Source organism: Spirosoma montaniterrae (assembly GCF_001988955.1).
Classification (GTDB): domain Bacteria; phylum Bacteroidota; class Bacteroidia; order Cytophagales; family Spirosomataceae; genus Spirosoma; species Spirosoma montaniterrae.
Window position 1 is genome coordinate 1,694,404 of record NZ_CP014263.1, and the last position, 23,432, is coordinate 1,717,835.

16 protein-coding genes and 1 pseudogene are annotated in these 23,432 nt (G+C 55.3%); 12 read left to right on the plus strand and 5 right to left on the minus strand.

Annotation, left to right across the window (positions count from 1 at the left end; genetic code table 11):
- Nucleotides 1-119 precede the first annotated feature (119 nt).
- From zwf to AWR27_RS07520, 8 genes are all read left to right on the plus strand, one after another.
- Complete coding sequence (gene zwf, locus AWR27_RS07485) at nt 120-1,622, plus strand: glucose-6-phosphate dehydrogenase (protein ID WP_077130610.1); 1,503 nt, start codon at nt 120-122, stop codon at nt 1,620-1,622.
- Between the two features lie 5 nt (nt 1,623-1,627).
- Entirely contained in the window at nt 1,628-2,356 is a 729-nt protein-coding gene (gene pgl, locus AWR27_RS07490) for a 6-phosphogluconolactonase (RefSeq protein WP_077130611.1), read from the plus strand.
- Between the two features lie 147 nt (nt 2,357-2,503).
- Nucleotides 2,504-4,195, plus strand: a complete 1,692-nt coding sequence (locus tag AWR27_RS07495; protein WP_077130612.1) for a CTP synthase — start codon at nt 2,504-2,506, stop codon at nt 4,193-4,195.
- Between the two features lie 125 nt (nt 4,196-4,320).
- On the plus strand, nt 4,321-6,174 hold the full coding sequence (gene yidC / locus AWR27_RS07500; protein WP_077130613.1) for a membrane protein insertase YidC: 1,854 nt from the start codon (nt 4,321-4,323) through the stop codon (nt 6,172-6,174).
- An 89-nt stretch (nt 6,175-6,263) separates the two neighbouring features.
- Complete coding sequence (bamD, locus tag AWR27_RS07505; RefSeq protein WP_077130614.1) at nt 6,264-8,051, plus strand: outer membrane protein assembly factor BamD; 1,788 nt, start codon at nt 6,264-6,266, stop codon at nt 8,049-8,051.
- Nucleotides 8,052-8,175: 124 nt separating this feature from the next.
- Nucleotides 8,176-9,468, plus strand: coding sequence for a glutamate-1-semialdehyde 2,1-aminomutase (gene hemL / locus AWR27_RS07510; RefSeq protein WP_077130615.1), 1,293 nt, complete (start codon nt 8,176-8,178; stop codon nt 9,466-9,468).
- Between the two features lie 82 nt (nt 9,469-9,550).
- Nucleotides 9,551-10,558, plus strand: coding sequence for a glycosyltransferase family 2 protein (locus AWR27_RS07515; RefSeq protein WP_077130616.1), 1,008 nt, complete (start codon nt 9,551-9,553; stop codon nt 10,556-10,558).
- Between the two features lie 82 nt (nt 10,559-10,640).
- On the plus strand, nt 10,641-10,982 hold the full coding sequence (locus AWR27_RS07520; RefSeq protein WP_077130617.1) for a hypothetical protein: 342 nt from the start codon (nt 10,641-10,643) through the stop codon (nt 10,980-10,982).
- Between the two features lie 4 nt (nt 10,983-10,986).
- Here AWR27_RS07520 and AWR27_RS25485 read toward each other — a convergent pair whose 3' ends face one another.
- The gene (locus tag AWR27_RS25485; RefSeq protein ID WP_198045107.1) at nt 10,987-11,136 is read right to left on the minus strand and encodes a hypothetical protein; all 150 of its coding nucleotides are present in this window, start codon (nt 11,134-11,136) and stop codon (nt 10,987-10,989) included.
- Nucleotides 11,137-11,258: 122 nt separating this feature from the next.
- Here AWR27_RS25485 and hisS point away from each other — a divergent pair, with 122 nt between their 5' ends.
- Nucleotides 11,259-12,653, plus strand: coding sequence for a histidine--tRNA ligase (gene hisS / locus AWR27_RS07525; protein WP_077130618.1), 1,395 nt, complete (start codon nt 11,259-11,261; stop codon nt 12,651-12,653).
- Nucleotides 12,654-12,846: 193 nt separating this feature from the next.
- Here the strand turns inward: hisS and katG are convergent, their stop codons facing one another.
- Nucleotides 12,847-15,198 carry a catalase/peroxidase HPI gene (gene katG, locus AWR27_RS07530; protein ID WP_083732779.1) on the minus strand — a complete coding sequence of 784 codons (2,352 nt, stop codon included), beginning with the start codon at nt 15,196-15,198 and terminating at the stop codon, nt 12,847-12,849.
- 90 nt (nt 15,199-15,288) lie between these two features.
- Here katG and AWR27_RS07535 point away from each other — a divergent pair, with 90 nt between their 5' ends.
- The gene (locus tag AWR27_RS07535; protein ID WP_077130619.1) at nt 15,289-16,608 is read left to right on the plus strand and encodes a gliding motility-associated C-terminal domain-containing protein; all 1,320 of its coding nucleotides are present in this window, start codon (nt 15,289-15,291) and stop codon (nt 16,606-16,608) included.
- 83 nt (nt 16,609-16,691) lie between these two features.
- Here AWR27_RS07535 and AWR27_RS07540 read toward each other — a convergent pair whose 3' ends face one another.
- The 3 genes and pseudogenes from AWR27_RS07540 to AWR27_RS07550 all read right to left on the minus strand — a co-directional run bounded on the left by AWR27_RS07540 (nt 16,692) and on the right by AWR27_RS07550 (nt 19,433).
- A complete protein-coding gene (locus tag AWR27_RS07540; RefSeq protein ID WP_077130620.1) occupies nt 16,692-16,934 on the minus strand; it encodes an OmpA family protein in 243 nt (80 codons plus the stop codon).
- A gap of 172 nt (nt 16,935-17,106) precedes the next feature.
- A pseudogene (locus AWR27_RS07545) lies at nt 17,107-18,650 on the minus strand (flavin-containing monooxygenase).
- 60 nt (nt 18,651-18,710) lie between these two features.
- Complete coding sequence (locus AWR27_RS07550; RefSeq protein WP_077133862.1) at nt 18,711-19,433, minus strand: hypothetical protein; 723 nt, start codon at nt 19,431-19,433, stop codon at nt 18,711-18,713.
- Between the two features lie 188 nt (nt 19,434-19,621).
- Between AWR27_RS07550 and AWR27_RS07555 the strand changes: the two genes are divergently transcribed.
- Nucleotides 19,622-21,547, plus strand: coding sequence for a sensor histidine kinase (locus AWR27_RS07555; RefSeq protein WP_077130621.1), 1,926 nt, complete (start codon nt 19,622-19,624; stop codon nt 21,545-21,547).
- Nucleotides 21,544-23,415 (plus strand): sensor histidine kinase, encoded by a 1,872-nt coding sequence (locus tag AWR27_RS07560; RefSeq protein ID WP_077130622.1) that lies wholly within the window; start codon nt 21,544-21,546, stop codon nt 23,413-23,415. Before AWR27_RS07555 ends, AWR27_RS07560 begins: the two co-directional genes overlap by 4 nt.
- Nucleotides 23,416-23,432: the final 17 nt, after the last annotated feature.

Below are 23,432 nucleotides of genomic sequence, written 5' to 3' on the forward strand. Positions count from 1 at the left end.
TTAACTTGAAACGTGGCGCAAAAGTAGGTAAATGGCTCGCCAAGATGAAACCTTAACAGGCTAAACTTGTTCGGAACGGGGCGTGTAGGTAATTTGCGGCCCAGCAATACAACCGGATTATGATTCCAGCCACCAACCAGCGGCTATCCGCCACGGTGTTATTTATCTTCGGCGGCAGTGGAGACCTCAATCTCCGCAAACTGACCCCCGCTCTGTACAACCTCACTATCGACAACTACCTGCCCGAACAATTCGCCGTTGTTGGCCTGGGCCGGAGCGACTATACCGACGAAACGTTTCGCGAGCGGCTGCTCGAAGGCGTTCGTCAGTTCTCGCGCCGAAAAGACGATCTTGACGTTACGTGGGATCGGTTCGCGCCCAAAATTTCGTACCTGCAAATGGACGCGGGCAATGAAAACGCCTACGGAAAATTAGCCGATTACGTGTCGGCCCGGCAAACGGAGTGGGGCATGCACGCCAACGTGATATTCTACCTCGCCGTAGCTCCGCAGTTGGTGCCTGGCATTGCTACCAACCTCGGTAATCTGCCGCTCTGTGGCGATAAACAGAACGTGCGAATCGTGGTCGAGAAACCGTTCGGACACGATCTGAAAACAGCCAGAGAACTCAATGCGCTGCTGGGCGGGCTGTTTGCCGAAGAGCAGATTTACCGTATCGACCATTATCTCGGCAAAGAAACCGTGCAGAATATTCTGGCCCTGCGGTTTGCCAACTCGCTCTTTGAACCCATCTGGAACCGCCGGTACATCGATTACGTGCAGATTACGGCTTCTGAAACGGTTGGGCTGGAGGGGCGCGGGGGCTACTACGAAGGCTCCGGTGCCCTGCGCGACATGATTCAGAATCACCTCCTTCAGGTGCTGTGCATGGTGGCTACCGAAGCACCGGTTAACTTCGACGCCAACGAGGTTCGTAACAAAAAAGTCGACGTGTTGCACGCCATCCGGCGCATCCGGCCCGAACAGGTCAACGACATGGCCGTGCGCGGGCAGTACGGCCCCGGCCCGATTAACGGCGAAGAACGGCCCGGCTACCGGCAGGAGGAGGGCGTAAAACCCGACTCGGCCACCGAAACGTTTGCAGCCATCAAACTGTATGTCGATAACTGGCGGTGGGAAAACGTGCCGTTCTACCTGCGCACGGGTAAATCATTGCCCGAAAAAACGACGGTTATCAAAATCAAATTCAAGGCCGCGCCCGATTTTGCGTTTCCCGACGAAGCCACCAAAACCTGGAAATCGAACCGCCTGAGCATTGGTATTCAGCCCGCTATGGATATCCGGCTGCGAATTCAGGCCAAGCGGCCCGGCCAAACCCTGGCCCTCGACCCGGTTGAGATGGTGTTTAGCTACAAAACCGAATACGCCGGGCAGGAACCGGAAGCCTACGAAACCCTGCTCTTAGACGTGATGACCGGCGACGCTACCCTCTTTATGCGGGCCGATCAGGTCGAAGCGGCCTGGCAGGTGGTTACGCCCATTCTCGACGCCTGGGCTGCCGAACCACCCGCCGACTTCCCAAACTATGCGCCCGGCTCGTGGGGACCACAGGCCGCCGACGAATTGGTAGGCAAAGATGGATTCAGGTGGGAAACGAAATAACGCCTATGCAACTGATTGTAACGAAAAATTCGGCTGATCTGGCGAAGAAAGCTGCCGACTTCATAGCGAAACGCATCGTAGATACGCTTAAAAAACAGGAACGGTTTACCATCGCACTGTCGGGCGGCAGTACGCCCAAAGCCTTGCATGAACTGCTGGCGAAATCGCCTTATGCTGAGCAGATTCCGTGGCTGCAACTCCATGTGTTCTGGGGCGATGAACGGTATGTTTCCATCGATGACCCGCTCAGCAACGCGGGTATGGCCTACGATACGCTGCTGGGTCATGTATATACACCCGAGGATCAAATCCACGTCTGGCGTACCGACCTTGACCCCGAAGCCGCTGCCGCCGATTACAGTCGGATTTTACACGACTATTTTCCTGATGCCGCTGCGCCAACGTTCGACCTTGTCTTGCTGGGCATGGGCGACGATGGGCACACGCTTTCGCTGTTTCCCGGCACCGACGTCGTTCATGAACAAACTGCCTGGACGAAAGCGTATTTTCTGACGCAGCAAAACATGTATCGGCTAACACTGACGGCTCCCGTTGTGAACCGGGCGGCCTGTGTGCTGTTTTTAGTGGCCGGTCCGAAAAAAGCGGAGCCACTGCGCCACGTGCTGGAGGGCGAATTTCAGCCTGACAGCTACCCCTCGCAGATGATAAAGCCGACGAATGGCGAACTGGTCTGGATGGTCGATGAGCAGGCGGCAGCGGGGTTAAGGGTATAATTTTTTTCTGGCTCCTAACCGCCAAGCACTCAGACAGATTACGGCGAAGTTTAGCCAACGGTCTTAACTTTTTCATGACTGCCTGCCCGCTTCCTCCGTTTTTTCCGTACCTTTATACCCCGTAATGACCCAAACAGGTTTTCACTTATGGCGGCTACGGGACCTAAATCCGCAAAATATATTTTCGTCACAGGCGGGGTGACGTCTTCGCTCGGCAAGGGCATCATTGCTTCATCACTTGCCAAACTGCTGCAATCACGGGGGCTTACGGTAACGATTCAGAAATTCGATCCGTATATCAACATTGATCCTGGCACACTCAATCCCTACGAACACGGCGAATGCTACGTCACCGACGACGGAGCCGAAACAGACCTCGATCTTGGTCACTACGAGCGGTTTTTGAACACACCTACCTCGCAGGCCAACAACATCACCACCGGTCGTATCTACAACAACGTCATCACCCGCGAACGCCGGGGCGACTTCCTCGGTAAAACCGTGCAGGTGGTGCCGCACATCACCGATGAGATCAAGCGCAACATCCGGCTGCTGGGCGATACGGGCGAGTACGACATCGTTATCACCGAGATTGGCGGCTGCGTTGGCGACATCGAGTCGCTACCGTTTGTGGAGGCCGTGCGGCAGTTGAAATTTGAACTCGGCGAGAAAGATACGCTCGTCATTCATCTTACGTTAGTGCCGTACCTGCAATCGGCGGGCGAACTGAAAACCAAACCAACGCAGCACTCCGTCAGGATGTTGCTTGAGAATGGTGTACAGCCCGATATTATCGTGTGCCGCACCGAATATCCGCTGCCGCAGGAGATTCGCCGGAAAATCGCGCTGTTCTGTAACGTGCAGGTGTCGTCGGTCATCGAAGCCATCGATGCCGAAACGATCTACGACGTACCGCTGCTGATGCAAAAAGAGCGGCTCGATCAGCGGGCGTTGTACATGCTCGACCTGTATAATGACAAAGATGCCGAACTTGACGCCTGGAAATCGTTTCTGGGACGGCTGAAAAACCCCGGCGACGTGGTGCGGATTGGGCTGGTAGGCAAGTACGTTGAGTTGCACGATGCGTATAAATCCATTGCCGAGTCGTTCATTCATGCCGGAGCGCAGAACGAGTGCAAGGTGAAAATCGAGTGGATTCAGTCTGAAACGCTCCTTGACGAACATCACTGCGCCGACGTACTCCACGACCTCGATGGCGTGTTGGTAGCACCCGGCTTTGGCGAACGCGGTATCGACGGTAAAATCAACGCTGTACGCTACGTCCGCGAACACGGGGTTCCTTTCTTAGGCATTTGTCTGGGTATGCAGATGGCCGTAATTGAGTATGCCCGGCATGTGATGAACATTGCCGATGCCCACTCGACCGAAATGGACCCGCACACGGCCAACCCGGTCATCTGCCTGATGGAAGATCAGAAAAACGTGACCGACAAAGGCGGAACCATGCGGCTGGGGGCGTACACCTGCAAACTCAAACGCGACTCGCTGGCGCATCAGATTTATGGTAAAACCCAGATCAGCGAACGCCACCGCCACCGCTATGAGTTTAACAGCAGCTATGCCGACGCGTTTGAGCGGGCCGGGCTGCGCCCCACGGGCATAAACCCCGATACCGGGCTGGTTGAAGTGGTTGAACTGACCGGGCATCCGTGGTTTATGGGCGTGCAGTTCCATCCCGAACTGAAAAGCACGGTTATGAACCCGCATCCGCTCTTTGTGAAATTTGTGGGAGCGGCCCTCGCCCATAGTCAGCACAAACGTGCCGCTCAGCCCAATGAACATGCCGCTCCCGTAGAAACCGCCGACATGGTTGATTAACCAACCGATTGGGTGTAATTTTGCAGTAAATTTTGTTTGTCGTTTAACGTTTTACCGGGTATCCGGTGCGATTCGCTTTCAGTGTTGAACCGCAAACGTTGAACGACGAACCTCAAACTATCGTAATGGATCGTAATCAACTTATCGGCATCGTCCTGATTCTGGCGATGATAGTCGGCTACCAGCTACTGATGCCGAAACCGGAGCCGGTGAAAGAACCTGCCAGGGCATCACAAACTACCAAACCGTCTGCTACTACAGCTCCACAGCCATCGTCAGCACCAACTGCACAGGGCACCGATTCGGTCGCGCTGAAAGCACAATTCGGCGATTTTGCCGCTCTTGCCAACGGGCAGCTCCGCGACATTGTTGTTGAAAACAAAGACGTTAAAGTAACGTTCAGCACGCTCGGAGGGCGTGTTAAAGAGGTTATCCTCAAAAACTATAAAACCTACGACCAGAAGCCCCTGGTGCTGATTGATGAACAAAGCAGCAAAATGGTGCTTGAGCTGCCCACCAATCGGGGTAAGGTCGATCTGCACCAACTGTATTTTCAGACTGCCGCAGCCGGTGGCATCGCAAACGGGAAGCCACAACAGATTGCATTCCGGGCTGAGGTAGCACCGGGGCAGGTGATTGAACAGGTGTATACCGTGCCGGCAGAAGGCTACGTGATTAACTACGACCTGAAACTGACGGGCCTAAGCAACGTGGCTGGCAACGAGAACATCCACTTTGTTTGGGAAGACCGGATGCGGCAGTACGAAAACGATTTGGCGAACAACCGCCGGGCCGCTACAGTCAACTACCTGACCGCCAGTGAAAGCTTCAACGGCCTGACCGAGAGCGAAGCCAATGAGCAGGCCACCGCTGACGAACCCGTTCGCTGGTTTACCATTAAACACAAGTATTTTCTGTCGGGCTTTGTCGCTAAAAATGCCCCGCTGGAAAAAGCCAGCTTCCAGACTACGGTAGACCCCGCCGACCCGAAAACGGTAAAAACGGCCCTTACCGACGTGATGCTGCCGATGGCAGACGTGAAAGCGGGCAAAGGGCAGTATGCATACTATTTCGGTCCTAACGACTTCCAACTGCTGGGCGACGTAGCCCCCGAATTCGACCGGAATGTGTACCTCGGTTACTCGATTCTGAAGCCCATCAACAAATATTTTTTCGTGCCGGTATTTAACCTGCTCGAAAAATTTATTTCCAACTACGGCCTGCTGATTATCGTGCTGGTGGTGTTTGTGAAACTGATTCTCACCCCGTTAACTTACCGGTCTTATGTCAGCATGGCGAAAATGCGGGTGTTGGCTCCGGAAATCGAGGCCATCAAAGCCCGTGTGGGCGATGACATGGCGAAGCAGCAGTCCGAGCAGATGAAGCTGTATCAGGAAGTGGGCGTTAGCCCGCTCAGTGGCTGCGTGCCGGTGCTGGCAACCATGCCCATTCTGTTTGCGCTGTTCATGCTCTTCCCAAATCTGATCGAATTGCGGCAGAAACCATTCTTGTGGGCCAGTGACCTCTCGACCTACGATGCTGTGCTGACCTTCCCGAACATTCCTTTCGTAGGCGGTCACCTGAGCTTGTTTACGGTACTTATGACGGTGTCGTCTATCGGATTTGCGTATTTCAACAACCAGACCACACCCACGCAGCCCGGCCCTATCGACATGAAAAAGCTGAGTTACGTATTCCCGATCATGTTTATGTTCGTGCTGAATTCGTATCCGGCAGGTCTGACGTTTTATTATTTTGTGTCGAACGTCGTCACTATCGCTCAACAGCAATTGATTCGCCGATTTGTTGACGAGGATAAAATAAAGGCGGTGCTGGACGATAACCGGAAAAAGATTGCCAGCGGGCAGGGCAAGAAGCCGGGTGGTTTTCAGGCGATGCTCCAAAAGCAGTTAGCCGCTGCTGACGAGGCCCGCAAACAGGCCGAAGAGATTCAGCGCAAAGCTAAGCCGAAGAAATAACTGCGGGGAGTCAATGCAATCGAAATTCCTGATTAACTTAACAAAAGCAACGCGGCTGCGTTGCTTTTGTGCATAAACTCCAACAAACTATGAACATAAGCAGGTGCCGGTTCATTATTGGTCTGATCACGCTGTTGTTCGCCAATCAGGTTCTGGCTCAGGTATCGACAGACGCGCAACGGCGATACCGGTCGGCTGTTGAATCAGTAAAAATAGGCGACTACGTCCGCGCCAAAACCGACCTGAACGCAATTATCCAACGAGGGGGTGTGCTGGCACCCTATGCCCACTACTACTATGCCCTCGCCTGCCTGCGCGAACGCAAACTCGATCAGGCCCGGCTGATGCTCAAGCAGTTGCAGAACCGCTTCCCCGACTGGCCCAAAAAAGACGAAGCCCACTACCTGCTGGGAGTGGTGAATATGGAAAACGGCCAGTACGAAGACGCCCTGACGGCCTTGCAGCAGATTGGCGACCCAGGATTACGGCCCGCCATCAACTCCCTCGAAGAAACGTTTGTCGGGCGTATCACCAACCTGAACCAACTGAAGCAACTGAATCGGGAGTTCCCGCAGAACCGAAGCGTCGGGCTGGCTCTGATTAACCTGATTCAGCGCACGTCGAGCGATAAAGATGATCTGGAACTGTCGGACCGGCTGACAAACCGGTTTGGCGTACCGGTAACGGCCTCGGCGCGGTCGAATACTCCGCCGGTTCAGCCCGCAACAACGCCTGCTGCCTCGCCCGCCACGCGCCCAAATAACCGGTCGGGTCGGGCGAAGGGATATTACAACGTCGCGATTATGTTTCCCTTTCGCATCAGTGAGTTTGATTCAGGTAAGCGGCTACGGTCAAATCAGTACGTATATGACCTGTATGACGGCATCAGAATGGCGAAAGATAAACTTCAGGAGGAAGGAATTACGGTAAACCTGTTTGCCTACGACGTTGACAACGATGCTGCCAAAACGCAGGAGTTACTCAACGGTTCTGCCTTCAGCCAGACCGACCTGATTATCGGCCCGTTGTATGTGGAACCCAATAAAATTGCAACGGCCTACGCCAATCAGAATAATATCCTGTTACTGAATCCAATTGCAACCAGTAACGAGCTGATACTCAACCAGCCGATGGCGTTTCTGGCACAGCCATCGCTGACCCGGCAGGCGCAGCAAATGGCAGCACACGCCATGCGGCTGGGACCGAATCGGCGGGTTGCCATTTATTTCGGTGCGTCGCGGAAAGATTCGCTGCTGGCCGTGGCGTACCAGGCTGAACTGAAACGACTGAATGCTCAGGTTGTTGATTTTCAGCGACTAAAAGCAACCGCCCAGGCAACCGCCGATGCCATGCGATTGACACCTGCCGCCCGCCCGGCAACGGCTTCGGCTGCTCAATCGGCGACCACCGTGTCTCCCATTACGCTGGGCCACGTTTTCTTAGCCAGCATCAGCGATGACGATGGCCCCCGACTGCTCGACGCGCTCGCCCGTCGGCGCGTGAGTGGCCCGCTGATGGCAACGGCATCGGCCTTCGATTACTATCGGAACTCAACCTCAACGTTTACCCGCCGGGATTTGTACCTGCTCTATCCCGACTATATTGACAATCAACGTGAGTTTGTGCTGTCGTTTGAAGAGCAGTATTTAGCTAAACGCAATACTATTCCGTCGGTATTTACGGCTCAGGGCTACGACATGATGCTATTTTTCGGGCGGCAGTTGGCGAAAAACGGCGTACCATTTCGGAGCCGGGCCACCCTGCGCTCCGACACCGACGACTACCTGCTGTCGGGATTCGACTATACCCAATCCAATGAAAATCAGATCGTTCCCATCGTAAAATACGACAGCGGACGGTTCACTAAAATCAATTGAGTGGTTGAATGATTGAGTGGTTGAATGATAGAATGATTGAATGGTTAGGTCGGGCTAAGCCGGTATTCAATCACTCAATCACTCAACCATTCTATCATTCAACCACTCAACCATTCAACACCACATGACCACAAGCGAACAACTTTTTGAGAAGGCTAAAACATTGATTCCCGGTGGCGTAAATTCGCCGGTACGGGCATTTCGGGCAGTGGGCGGTAGTCCGCTGTTCATTAAATCGGGCAAAGGACCGTATGTATACGATGAAGACGGTCGGCAGTATATAGAGCTGATTAATTCGTGGGGGCCGATGATTCTGGGTCATGCGTTCGAGCCGGTTGAAAAGGCCGTGCGCGATGCCATTCAGTATTCGTTTTCGTTCGGGGCACCCACGCGCAAGGAGGTCGAAATGGCCGAACTGATTGTGTCGATGGTGCCCTCTATCGAAAAAGTGCGGATGGTTAATTCGGGTACTGAAGCCACAATGGCTGCCATTCGGGTAGCGAGGGGGTTTACCGGTCGCGATAAAATCATTAAGTTCGAAGGGTGCTACCACGGTCATGGCGATTCGTTTCTGATTGCGGCTGGCAGTGGGGCCGTAACGATGGGCGTACCCGACTCGCCCGGCGTGACCAAAGCCACTGCCGCCGACACGCTCACCGCGCCTTATAACAATCTGGCGGCTGTTGAGGTACTGCTCGACAACAATCAAAATCAGGTGGCGGCTCTGATTCTGGAGCCGGTAGTAGGCAATATGGGTTGCGTGATACCCGAACCCGGATTTCTGCAAGGCGTCCGCGACCTGTGCAACAAACACGGGGTTGTGCTAATTTTCGATGAAGTCATGACCGGTTTTCGGCTGGCAAAAGGGGGCGCACAGGAACGTTTCGGAATTACGCCCGACCTGACCACGCTGGGTAAAATCATTGGGGGCGGAATGCCAGTGGGTGCTTACGGGGGGCGCGCCGAGATCATGAACGTAGTGTCGCCCGCCGGACCGGTCTATCAGGCCGGAACACTGTCGGGCAACCCCATTGCCATGTCGGCGGGTTTAGCCATGCTTCACCACCTCAACGACCACCCGGACGTGTATACGCGCTTAGACGAGATTGGCGAAAAACTGGCAACAGGATTCCGGGCCGGACTCCAAAAAGCCGGACTAAATTATACTATCAACCAGATCGGTTCGATGTTCACGCTCTTCATGACCGAGCGTTCCGTAAGTGATTTCGCCGACGCCAAATCCTGCGACTTGCCGTTGTTTGGCCGTTATTTCCATGCCATGCTAAAGCGGGGCGTTTATCTGGCCCCGTCGCAGTTCGAGAGCCTGTTCGTCTCCGTCGCCCTCACCAACGACCTGATCGACGAGGTAATTCAGGCGAATGAAGAAGCTTTATTGGAAGTGATGAGTGATGAGTGATGAGTTTGCTGACGCGAGAGCAGAATACTGGCGTCAGCCCACTCATCGTTCATCACTCATCACTCATCGTTCAAAACAAACTATGTTTTTCTCCATCATCATCCCCGTCTACAACCGCCCCGGCGAACTGCGCGAACTGCTCGACAGTCTGACGAAGCAGACATATACGCAGTTTGAGGTGCTGGTTATCGAAGATGGTTCGGTTGAGAAAGCCGACGGCGTTGTAGCGGAATTCGCTGACCGGCTGCGGATTCGGTATTTTTTTAAGCCCAACTCCGGGCAGGGCTTTACGCGCAACTACGGTTTTGAGCGGGCCGAGGGCGATTATTTCGTGATATTCGACTCGGATGCCCTCGTACCACCCAACTATTTTGCCGTTGTCAATCAGCGGCTTACGAGTCAGTGGCTGGATGCCTACGGTGGTCCCGACGCGGCCCATCCCGACTTTACGCCCGTTCAAAAAGCCATCAGCTATTCGATGACTTCGCCTTTTACGACGGGGGGAATTCGGGGCAGCAAGAAAAACTTAGGTGGTACGTATCACCCGCGTAGCTTCAACATGGGGTTGTCGCGGAAGGTGTGGGAGCGCATTGGCGGTTATAAACTGAGCCGGATGGGTGAAGACATTGAATTTGCCATTCGTATTATCAAGAATGGTTTTTCTACGGGCCTGATTCCCGATGCGTTTATTTACCACAAACGTCGGACGAATTTCGGGCAGTTTTTTCGGCAACTGCGATTCTTTGGCCGCGCCCGTATCAATATCAGCCGTTATTACCCCAACGAATTAAAATTGGTGCATACATTCCCGGCCCTGTTCACACTTTTTGTCGTGTCGGTGCCGATATGGGCATTGGTTAGTCCGGTGTTAGGCTGGTTGTCATTGAGCGTATTAGCCATTTTTTCGCTTGTGGTTTTGATTGATGCCATTCGAAAAGAGCGGAATCTGACCGTTGGCCTGCTCAGTGTGGCAGCGGCTTTTGTGCAGTTGACAGGCTACGGCGTCGGTTTTTTAAGCGAAGGCTGGAAACGACTGCGTGAACCTGCCGGATTTAAAGAAACGGGGGCCAGCATCGAGTATCCATCGTAATGTTATCCAACTGTTAAGCCGATAGTAACGAAGCATACATCCGTACCGTTATCTTTGCCTGTTAATCAGAATCTGATACGTGATGGCAAAGCTTCCCGAACCACCGGGCCGGAAATTGGTGAATAGGATGAGTACCCGAACCAAATGGCTGCTTACAGCTCCGTTGGGGCTGGTGCTGGTAGGAGCGGGCCTGTGTGTACTATCTGAAGCAAGCTATGCCAAACACACGGGTGCCTCGTGGCAGCAGTGGGTCGGGTGGGGCACCTACGGCCTGATTTTGGTCAATGGTGGGCTATCGGTATTTGGGCAGGCCGTGCGCTACCGGGCGCAGTTGGATTACCGCCGATTTGTGCGTCGGGAGTTGAAAAAACGCGACCGCAGCCGGCATAAACGAAAAACCTCACCGGGTAAGGGCGAGGTTTAGCGGCTTATTTTTTCTCGGCGAACGACGCTTTGATGGCCTCAACGTCTACGTTTTTAATGATAGGTCTGCGCAGTAATTGCTTGATAGCCGCCGTTTTGTTATTGGCGATGGCCCGGTTTTTCCGACCTTTGCGCTTGAGTTCTGTTATTGCCATGACTGGTATTGTGTTTATCTGAATTCCGTTTCGAGCCGCAAAATTAAGGTTTTTTTAGACAGGATTTACAGGATTTACAGGATTTTATGTACAGTAACCGCAAACCTGCCTAATTTTGCAGGATGCAGAAACCCACGCTACCTAAAGGAACACGCGATTTTGGGCCGGAGCAGATGCGTAAACGGCTTTTTATTTTCGATACGATTCGGCAGACGTTTCAGCGGTTCGGCTTTCAGCCACTCGAAACGCCTTCCATCGAAAACCTCTCGACGCTGACAGGAAAATACGGCGACGAAGGCGATCAACTCCTGTTTAAAATCCTGAACTCCGGCGATTTTGCCGCCAGCCTGACCGACGCCGACCTCGATGCCGTCCGTGGTTCCGGCGGTTCTAAAAAACTGACACCTAAACTTGCGGAGAAGGGATTGCGCTACGACCTCACGGTGCCGTTTGCCCGTTACGTCGTTATGAATCGCAACAACATTGCCTTGCCCTTCAAACGCTATCAAATGCAGCCCGTTTGGCGAGCCGACCGGCCCCAAAAAGGTCGTTATCGTGAGTTTTACCAGTGCGATGCCGATGTGGTAGGTACAGATTCGCTGCTGTGCGAAGCAGAAATCGTGCTGATGGTTCATGAAGTATTCAGGAATCTGGGCGTTCAGCATTTTACGCTCAAAATCAACAATCGGAAAATTCTGGCAGGCATTGCCGAGGTAATTGGCGTTCCCGGTCAGGAGAGTACGCTGAGCGTCGCTATTGATAAACTCGACAAAATCGGCAAAGACAAAGTACTGGATGAACTCCGCGAACGCGGTTTTTCGGATGCCGCTATCGCCAGTCTCGACCCGCTCTTCGCCGAAACGACCGACCTGACCGCCACGCTCAACCAGCTCAAAAACTGGCTGGCTACGTCAGAAATCGCTCAGAAGGGTATTATCGAACTGGAAGAAACGATGCAATTGGTTGAGCAATACGGCCTTACCAATCCGCGTATCGAATTCGACGCTACGCTGGCGAGGGGATTGTCGTACTACACGGGAGCTATTTTTGAAGTCAAAGCCAACGGAGTGAGCATCGGCAGCGTGAGTGGTGGCGGACGCTACGACAACCTGACCGGCGCATTCGGTATGCCGGGGCTTTCGGGTGTTGGCATCTCGTTCGGCGTCGACCGCATTTATGACGTAATGGACGAACTGAACTTGTTTCCGACCGGAGCCGGGCAGGGAACAACCGTATTGCTCGTGCCGTTTGACGCAGATGCCCGCGCCGTAGCGTTGCCGCTGCTGCGTCAGCTACGAACGGCCAGCATAGTCGCCGAACTATATCCCGACTTTGCCAAAGTGAAGAAGATGCTCGAGTATGCCAACACCAGGACTATTCCGTTTGTGGTGCTGATCGGCTCCGACGAGGTGCAGACAGGCCAACTGAGCGTCAGGAACATGACAACGGGCGAACAGCAGAAAATGAGCGCGGACGAAGTTGTAGCGTTTGTGCAGCAAAAAAGTCCGGTACGCTAAGCACCGGACTTCTTTGTTCAAAAAATCTAAAATTGATACCAATTTGGCGTTGCCCGTATGGCTGGCGCGAGGGAGACGCAAAGGGTTGCGTCTCTACAGATAACCATCCGGTGTAGAGACGCAACCCTTTGCGTCTCTACCTGCGCCAGCCATACGAGACACCTGGATTACTGTTGTATAATCACTTAAACCATTACTTTAACTCAAACCGGTCCAGGTTCATCACTTTGTTCCAGGCGGCTACGAAGTCATGGACGAACTTAGCCTGTGCATCGCTGCTGCCATACACTTCGGCTACGGCGCGGAGTTCGGAGTTAGACCCGAACACGAGGTCGGCGCGGGTGGCCGTCCAGCGGGGCTGACCGGTAGCGCGGTCGGTGCCGAGGTACGTCTCCTTGCTGTCGTCCATTGCTTTCCAAGCGGTGTTCATATCCAGCAGGTTTACGAAGAAATCGGTGGTGAGCTGTCCGGGGCGGGTCGTCAATACGCCGTGTTTCGAGCCGTCGTAGTTGGCGTCCAATGCCCGTAAACCACCCACCAGCACCGTCAGTTCGGGGGCTGTCAGGGTAAGTAGTTGGGCTTTATCGATCAGCAACTCCTCCGTCGATACGCGCGATGTCGTAGAGCGGTAGTTCCGGAAACCATCGGCCAGCGGCTTCAGATAGCCAAACGATTCAACGTCTGTCTGCGCCTGCGAAGCATCCATACGGCCCGGTGTAAACGGAACGGTAATGGCATGACCGGCATCATGGGCAGCTTTCTCAACGGCGGCACAACCTGCCAGCACAATCAGATCGGCCAGCGAGACTTTCTTACCGCCGGTTTGGGCGGCATTAAAGTCGTTCTGAATGACTTCCAGTACGCCCAGCACTTTTTTCAGCCGGGGCGGATTGTTTACCGACCAGTCTTTTTGGGGAGCCAACCGGATGCGGGCACCATTGGCACCGCCCCGTTTGTCGGAACCCCGGAACGTAGATGCCGATGCCCAGGCCGTCGATATCAGTTCGGCAATGCTCAGGCCCGATGCTAAAATATTGGTTTTCAGCGTTGCCACGTCTGTTTCATCGATCAGGGCATGGTCAACAGCCGGAATAATGTCCTGCCACAGCAGTTCTTCTGCCGGTACGTCGGGGCCGAGGTAGCGGCTGCGCGGGCCCATGTCGCGGTGGGTGAGCTTGAACCAGGCGCGGGCAAACGCATCGGCAAACGCATCCGGGTTTTCTAAAAAGCGACGCGAAATTTTTTCGTAGGCCGGATCAACCCGCAACGACAGATCGGTGGTTAGCATCGTCGGCTTGTGCCGCTTGTTCGGATCGTAGGCGTCCGGGATGATGTCATCGGCATCTTTGGCAACCCACTGATGCGCTCCGCCGGGGCTTTTGGTCAGTTCCCACTCAAAACCGAAGAGGTTTTCAAAGTAGTTGTTGCTCCACTGCGTTGGGGTCGTGGTCCAGATTACTTCCAGGCCACTCGTGATGGTATCGGCCCCTTTGCCCGTGCCGTAGCTATTGGTCCAGCCAAAGCCCTGCTCTTCGATCAGCGCGGCTTCCGGCTCCTTGCCCACGTGGTCTGACGGGGCGGCTCCGTGTGTTTTGCCAAACGAGTGTCCGCCAGCAATCAGCGCAACGGTTTCTTCGTCGTTCATCGCCATGCGGCCAAACGTTTCGCGGATGTCGTGGGCTGCGGCCAGCGGGTCGGGGTTGCCATCCGGGCCTTCGGGGTTCACGTAAATCAATCCCATGTGCGCGGCTCCCAGCGGGTCTTCGAGCGGACGGGAGTGAATAGGGCGGCCAGGGTCTTCGTCCGACGACACTACCCCGTGGGCCGCTACTCCTTCCGAACCCCGCCCGTACCGCGCATCGTTGCCGAGCCAAGTCGTTTCAGAACCCCAGTACACGTCTTCCTGCGGCTCCCACCGGTCTTCGCGACCACCAGCAAACCCAAACGTTTTGAAGCCCATCGACTCCAGTGCTACGTTGCCCGCCAGAATCATCAGGTCGGCCCACGAAATTTTCTGGCCGTATTTCTGTTTGATGGGCCACAGCAACCGACGCGATTTATCGAGGCTTACGTTATCGGGCCAGCTATTGAGCGGAGCAAAGCGTAGCATACCCGCCCCAGCACCACCGCGACCGTCGCCTACCCGGTACGTACCGGCACTGTGCCAGGCCATGCGAATAAACAGACCGCCGTAATGACCAAAATCGGCAGGCCACCATTCCTGCGAGTCGGTCATGAGTGCGTGAAGGTCCTGCTTCACCGCATCGAGGTCGAGGCTTTTGAATTCGTCAGCGTAATTGAACGACGACCCCATTGGGTTCGACAATTCGGAGTGCTGACGCAGAATGTTCAGTTTCAACTGATTGGGCCACCAGTCGCGGTTGCGGGTGCCGCTCCCGGCTACGTTGTCCAGTTTGCCGCTCATGAACGGGCATTTGGCGGCCTGCGGGTCGTTTACGTCGAGTGCCTCGTGATGGGCGTGATGACCATTGCTACCGTTACTCCCGTTAACGGCGTAGCTTTGTGAAGGGTCTGATGGGTTCATATGCTTGTTTAGCAAAGATTCATTGCAAATCTGGTGATCTAAGCGCAATAGATCAAATTAATATTTTCTATATTTATATCTATAATATCTATGATTGATAAGTCGGTGAGGCCACTGTTGCTGGTAATGACGAACGCAGGTTTACGAAAAGAGTTGTTCAGCCAAACAGAAACGTTAGTCAATCTGTTGTCTGCCAGAGTCGTAGTGCGCTCGCGAAACCACCTGCCGATGCCCTACTGGTTTACTACACTAAAAACGCTGTTTGTATGCCTGCTGCTTGGTAGTGGGTTGTTCGGATACGCGCAATGCCCGCCCCGCCCCGCCAATTTGTTTACCGGAGCCATGCGCACAACGGCCACACACGGCTGCGTACCGTTCCGGGTCGAAACCAGTAACGTGATGATCGACGTGGAGAACGTGCGGCAGATTTTTGAGTACGACCGTAACCGCCCCAACAACCCAACCACGACTCAAACGAGCTATACCTACAAAAAACCGGGCATCTATTACCTCGTTCAGTACTCTGAGAAACAAGGACTTTCGATGATGTCGTGCGCCGAAATATGGGTCTACGACACCCTACAGCCGCAGGTAGAGCTGTCGGCCTGCGGCACCCGCGCCAGCCTGACCATTACCGACCCGTTCAGGTCTCCGATGAAGTACGACTATTTTTTAGTCAGTTGGGACGATGGCAAAACCGACACCGTCAGCACCACGCCACTCCGCGCCGAACACACCTACGCCAACACCGACCCGCGCCGGATTCGCGTTCAGGGCATTCACCGGTTTGGGCGTTGTGGCGGCACAACAGCACTTTCGTTTACGCCCAACCAACCCGCCAGCATTCGGGCCGTGGGGCCGGGCGAACGAACCGGCGATGGGCGCGAAACGGCCCGGGTACAGATTCAGAACCCCGGCAGTTTGCCCCTCTCGCTTCAGCAGCGCGTGGGCAATGGTGCGTATGGCAGTGGGCGAGGGGTGCCATCGGGCACGTCGGTGGAGGTGGTTGTGCCTGTCGATACGGGGCAAACAACCTGTTTTCGGCTCGTGCCGGGCAGTGTGTGTCCGGGCTATGAACCTTCGGCGGAGGTGTGTTACCGCCCGCCCTCAGCCAAACCCGCTGCCGAGCCAATCAGTGCGTTTTATTTGCCCGATGCCTTCAGCCCCAACAACGATGGCCTGAACGAAACGTTTGGCCTGATTGGCACCAGTACCGCCTATTCGTTCACGCTAACCATTTTCGACCGGTGGGGCCACGCCGTATTCACCACCGACGACCCGAAGCAAGCCTGGAACGGCCTGATAAACGGGCAATTAGCCCCGCCGGGCAGCTACGCCTACGAACTCCGGTCCAACAGCCCTTCCGGTTCAGTTACGCAGAAAAGTGGCCGCGTACTGCTGGTGCGGTAGGGGGGAATGTTCAATGAAGTGTGTCATTGAACATTCCCACAGACGATTCCGGTCGGTATAGTTCGATAGAAGGCAGACCAAGGTCAACGAATAGGAATCTCTACGCGACGGTTATTGCTCCGTTCGCTTTCAGTCATGTTATTGCCAATGGGCTGTTTACTACCAAACCCTTCCGTGGTGATTCGTTCTTCAGCTATCCCCCGCCGTGTCAGGTACGTAGCGACTACTTTCGCCCGATGCTCGGATAATGCCAGATTCAGTCGGGAATTACCGCCATTGTCGGTGTGACCTGCAACATGGATGTGCCACGGTAGATTGGCTTTCATGGATTGAACCAATTTGTATCCGCATAAATGACGTTAAACGTGGGTAATTGCATTCGCTGAACAGCCATTTAAAACTCCGACAGATTTTTCGCTTTTGCCATCGCATGATGCTCGGCAAGGTGGCTGAAGGTAGATAGCATGGACGAGGTTTGACGCATCGGCAAGATAGCAATCATGAATAAACTTCAGACTCTGTCGCTACGTTCGGGCGGGGCGGGGTGCGTTCAGTCGGGTTATGTTCAGCCGGACGTAGTACCGCCAGTTCGGCAGCGAGACCCCGGTAGATAGCCGGGTTGAACGGGGCCACAAACTCGGCGATGGGGTTACGCGTTCGGCGCGGGTTCAGGCCCATGTCGCGCATTAGTTCGTCGGCATGGTGGAACGAGAACGGGATAATGCACGTACCCGACGCGCTACTGTGCGGGGCGCGTTGCAGCAGCCACTCCTGATGCAGCGCAATCTCCATTTTCATAGCCTGCGGGTTGGGCAGGGCCAGTTGTCCCTTGAAATGCTGCGCCGAATAATGCGCGGCCAGTTCCGACGTAAAGGGGGTAAACAGCGACGGATTGTACCCCACAAACGACAGGTTCGGTACGTCGGTGGGCAGTACGTTGCGGTACAGTTGAAACCAGCCCTTCGCGTTACGTATCCGGCGGCTCAGGCTCTCGTCGAAGAACGGCACCGACTGCCGGAAACCCGTCGCGAAAATGACCTGATCGGCCCGGATGTGCTGCCCGGTGTTCAGCTTCACACCGTCGGGCAAAAAGCGCGTAATCTCGCCCTGCGCCAGTTCAATCTCGCCCGAAGCCGCCCGCTCGTAGAACTTGTCGGACGTTAGCCCGATGGAGCAGTTGGCGATGCTGTCGAAGGGTTTGGCGGGCAGCAGACCGCTTTTGCGGAGCGTCAGTTGGGTCGATACCAGTTTGCCGAGCGTTTTCACCAGCAGATTTGTAACGGGTTTGCCCAGCGGCCCGTGCAGAAACTTGTGGATGCCCAACAAGTGCCGGTACGGAAACAGGGACTCGCCGAAGCGGTGCAACAGCAAATACTTGAAATTCAGTCCCAGAAAGATGCGCGGCATTTTCCACTTGGCTTCGCGGTAGATGCAGACGGGTTTTGCCGATACGTTGCTCACCTGCGAGAGAATGTCGTGCGCCGACTTAGCAAAGCCCACCACCGCCACTTTCTGATTTCGGGCCGCGTCGAGGTGGTGCTGCCGGAATTCTGTGCTGTGCAGCACCGTCCCCCGGAACAGGTCGCGCCCCGGAATGGGTGGCATGTTGGGTTCGCTGAAGACGCCGTTGCACACCACCAGAAAATCGACGTGCGTTTGGTCGGACAGGCCGTTTTGGCGCGTGTGCAGCACCCAGCCGTCGGCTCCGCCATCTATCAGCTCGGCCCGTTCGACGCTCGTTCCGAAGCGGATGCTCGGCAGTAGGTCGAAGTGTCGGGCGTAGTTGGTGAGGTATTCCTGCACCTGTTCGCCGGCGGGCCATTCGGGTAGTGTTTGGGCATCGGAAAGTCCGAGAACGTGTAGGTATCGCGGGTGTTCTGCGTTGTTACGTTTGGGTATCGGCGGGTAGAGGCCCACACCCCGCCCAGTTCGGCTTCGCGCTCGAACACCACGACAGAGAAGCCGTGTTCGCGCATGGTTTTGGCCGTAACCAAGCCGCTGACGCCCGCGCCGATGATGCCTACTTTTTGCGTTGGTTTCATGGTGACTTTGGTTAGAAAAGAGGGTTTGCCGCCCCCACCTGCCTGTGGGGGCAGAACAGGCTAATCGTTCGGCTCGGCTAAATAGACCTCAAGGATGCGGGGCGTCATCGAGACAATCCGAATGCCACCAAACTGATCGGGAGTTAACGCGTCTCCATCAACTAGTTTAAACTGGTAGATTTCACCCTGCTGGTAAGTTGGCGTTTCCGTATTGGTATCGATGGTCTGCTCCCAATACGTCTGAAAATGACTGGGCCGTCCTTTCACCCACGTCTCGACCGTAGCGGCTGAATATTTGCTCTTCGTGAAGTAGGTTATTGCCATGTTTCCCCCGCCATTAAGCACGTGAGTAATTTCTTCCCAGAGCTGACTTACTGTCTCCAGTTTGTTATTGTGGTACAGATTGAAGTTAGCCTTAAACGTGTTCGTAGCCGACGTGTTGTTCAGGTAGTTGAAACTGTTCAGGTTCCCGTTTTTAACCGTAAATACCGTCGGAATTAAGTTGGGATTGGTGCCCACGGGGTAGGTCGGCCACGTAATCCGCCAGGCGCGGCACCGGGTGTGCGCCCAAAAATCGTTAGCCGGAATGTATGTCTGTGCGATGATCGTTGGCAAGGGCAACGACGGCCCGTTGCTGATGCCTCCGGGGCCGCTTCGTGCGGAATTCGCCACTGCCAGATCAGTTGACGGGGTTAGTTCCTGTGGCGTAATGCCCTGCTCCCGGCAACTGCAAAGGGCCGTTAGGAGAAGTGAGAAAGCGATTACTTGTGTCAAAGATTTCATGTTGTGTTGTTGGCCGTTAGCCAGTTTGGTTAAAAATCGGATCGCCGAAGCGGAGGAAGATGTTACCGCGTTTGGGTGGTACAAAGGTGGCAGATGCGGCAGGGGCAAATCCATACAACCTTGTTTGTATTTTCGTCAGAATCTGCCTTGCTTTGATCTTCCTCTCCGCCTAACTCCTGATATACAGCATGAAACCCGCCCGCTGCTTTTGGCTGTTGCTTCTGCTAACGCACTGGGCCGGGGGCCAGCCGGGACGCCGGCCACCAATCACTCTCGCTACGTATCAGTCCGGTACGTCCGGCGAGGTGTCGCTGCGGGGACATTTATGCCATCTGGTCGATTCAACCGGGCGACTGTCGGTTCGCGACGTAGTGGCGCAGCAACGGGCCGGGCGGTTCATGCGGTTGACCAGCACCACCAACCGGCAGGATTTTGGCGTCAATAACACCGACGTACACTGGCTCTTTTTCGAGTTGCAGGCCCCCGCCAACGTAGCGCGACCCATCCGGCTGATGCTCGACATCGAGTACGCCAATCTGGACGAACTCGAACTTTTGGCCGTTCGTGGGGAGCAAATAGAGCGGCTGGGTCTGACGGGCGACCAACGGAGCTACGACCACCGGCCTTACCCGAATAATAATTCCGTATTCCCGATTGAACTTCGGGCGGGCGAGCGGATTGGCTACTACCTGCGGGTGAAACAGCCACACGCCATTCTATCGTTTTTTGTGCGGCTCTGGTACCGCCCGGCTTTTGTGGCCCACGACCGAAGCGAATACCTGCTCTGGGGCCTGTTTATCGGCATCGTTTGCATCATACTGGTGCTCAACTTTGTGCTGCTGGCCGCCCTGCGCGACTGGATTTACGCCTGGTACAACGGCTTTGTTCATTTCATGACCATGCACCTGTTCACCGACGCAGGCCTGAGCTTCCAGTATCTGTGGCCCAACGTTCCGCGCCTGAACGACTTTCTGCCGGTCTATCTCTACATCTGGGCGGCCATGCTCTGCCAGACCACCTTCATGCAGTATTTCATCCGGCAGAACCGCCACAACAGCCGGGTGTTTCGCTACGTCATGGCCTTTAAGTGGGTGGTGCTACTGGCCCTGCTGACGGCCATTGCCGTGCCGCTCACTGGCTGGCCGGGCTATCAAACGTATTACTACCGGCTGGTGTCGTCCGCTACGTCGGGCTTTGTGCTGATCGTGACCGGACTCACCGTGTTGAGTCTGGTAGAAGCGAGTCAGCGATCAGATACAGAGCGGATGGTACGGCTGTACGGCTACGCGCTCGTCATACAGTTTGTGGGGTATCTGGCGGCTGCGATTATCAACTTCTGTCAGGCGCGGGGGTGGCCGCTGCCCTTCGACGTAGAGACGTACGTCATACTGGGTATCATTCTGTTGTTTGACCTGATTTTCTTTACGTATGGCCTGACGTATCGGTATCGGCAAGCCAAAGAGCGCAATCAGCAACTGGAACTGAATCTGCTCACTAATCGGCAGCAGGCTCAACAGCGCGTAATTACCTCGCTCGAAGATGAACACCGACGGCTGGCGCAGGACCTGCACGACGACCTCGGTCCGTTGCTGGCTACTACCAAAGGCTACCTCTCGCTGCTGAGCCGCGCCAACCCTCAGCCCCTACTGCAACGCGCACAGATGCTCATCGACGAAGCCGCCGACGAACTCCGAACGCTGGCGCATCAGTTGCTGCCCCGGTCGCTGGGGCGGGGCGAACTCCCCGACGTACTGGCCGAAGCCGCCTATAAGGTGGGTCGGCGGGGCGTGCCGGTGCAGTTTGTGGGTATTGGTACGGTGCGGCCCCTGGGTGGGCAGCGCGAGCAACTGCTGTTCAGTATGGCTACCCAACTCATGCGCCACGCCCGCCACCGCGCCGAGGTCACCGAAGTAACGGTGCAGTTGCTGTATCACGACAGTCGGGTGAATCTGTCGGTCGAAGACGATGGCCGGTCGGGGCGGTTATCGGAGGCCGACGAAGCGAATCTGCAGGCCAAAGCGAACCTGCTCAAAGCCGACCTGTTCATCGATGCAACCGACGCGGGCAACTCCATCATGGTGAGCCTGCCGTTCGATAAACCCGTTCCCGCATGATCCGTAACCTGCTGTTTCTGTTGGGGTTGGTGCTGCTGTTTGTGGTGGGCATGGCTACGTATCATCAGCAGTCGATTCGGTCGATTCGGGAACAGCCGACGCCGTTTGCGTATTGGGAAGATACGTCTGGTACGGCGACGGTGACTAAGGCTATACGGGCTACTGGCTATCAACCCGTTCAGCAACAGCGACTCAACGTGGGCTACACGGAGTCGATGTATTGGGTACGTTTCCGCATCACTGGCCCGAATCGCCAGACCGCCCGCGAACTGACACTGGAGGTACGCAACCACACCATCGACCGGCTGGAATTGTTTGCCGTACAACCGGGACGAGTGAAATCGCTGGGCCGCACGGGGAGCCGCTATCCGTTTGCACAGCGGCCATCGCCCACCCGCACGTTTGCGTACCTGCTTAGCGTACCGACCCACGAGCAAATCGACTACTACCTACGAATCGACAAACGCTACGAAAACCTTACCACCGACCTGCGGCTCTGGGACACCGATGCGTTCGAAAACCGGGCGCAGCGCGAGTATTTTTTGTGGGGCATTTTTCTGGGCGTTGTGAGCCTGATCGTCGGGCTGGCCTTCCTGTTCTACGCCAACACCCGTGACCCGGTTTACGGCTGGTATGGGCTGTACGTACTGGCCCTGATGTTTCGGCAACTGGCCGATACGGGGCTGGGTTTCCAGTTTGTGTGGCCCCAACTCCCGGCCATCAACCACCCCGATGCCGTAATTATGGCCCTGTGGCTGTACCTGCCAGCGGTGTTCCAGTTTCAGCAGTATTTTCTGGAATTACGGACCCATGCTCCGTTCGTTTTCTGGATGAATCAGGTGCTGAAATGGGCATTCTGGGGCTTGTTCATTACGTTGGTCATTGCGCAGACAACAGGCGTTACCGAACGCTATGTAGCTACGTATCAGGTTGTAACGATGGGGCACATGCTGCTGACCAACGTAGGAATGGTTGCGTTTGTGATGAATGCAATGGTGGCCCTGCGGTCGGGCGACCCCGTCGAGCAACTGTACGGCATCGGGTTTGGGCTGCAAACGGCGGGGCAGTTGGTAGTGATTGCCCAGAGTATACTCTTACGCTATCAGGCCAACGGGCTGATGTTTATCGATACCTACCTGATTGTGGTCGTCAACTTCTTTATCGACCTTGTCATTTTTTCGTTTCTGCTGGCGCATCGCTACCGAACCTCTATGAACGAACAACGGCAATTGCAACTCCGCATCGCCCAAACGCAGCAACAAACCAACGACGCCATCATCGACGTGCTGGAATCAGAACGACAGCAGGTAGGTAGTCTACTACGTACCGACGTCGGGGGCCGACTATCTCAAACCCGCGCCCTGCTCGCCGACGTACCGCCCGCGCCCCTGCTCACCGAAGCCGTTACGCTGCTCGACAAAACCGACGACTGCCTCGACCAAATCCTGCGCGACAGCCTGCCGCCCGACCTCCTTCAGAAAGGCCTGCCCACCGCCCTCGCTGACCTGACCGCGCAACTTGGCCAAACCGGCGGGGTGCGGCTGTCGTTTCGGCATGAGGTGGCGTCTGATGACGCGGTCGCTACGTTCTCGGCCACCCAAACCCGGCAATTGTATCGCATCGCGGGCGAACTGCTCAACAACCTTCTCAAACACGCCGGCGCTACAGAAGGACACGTAACGTTGCGGCAAACGCCGGTGGGCTGGCAACTGAGCGTGTCGGACAATGGCCGGGGCTTCGATACTACCCGCACCGGGCAGGCTGAGGGCATTGGCCTGAAAAACCTCTACGCCCGCGTCCATACGCTGGGGGCAGTTGTGCAGATTGAGTCTGGTTTGGAGGGGACGACGGTGGTGGTAAGTGGGTGAAGAAATACAAACTTGTT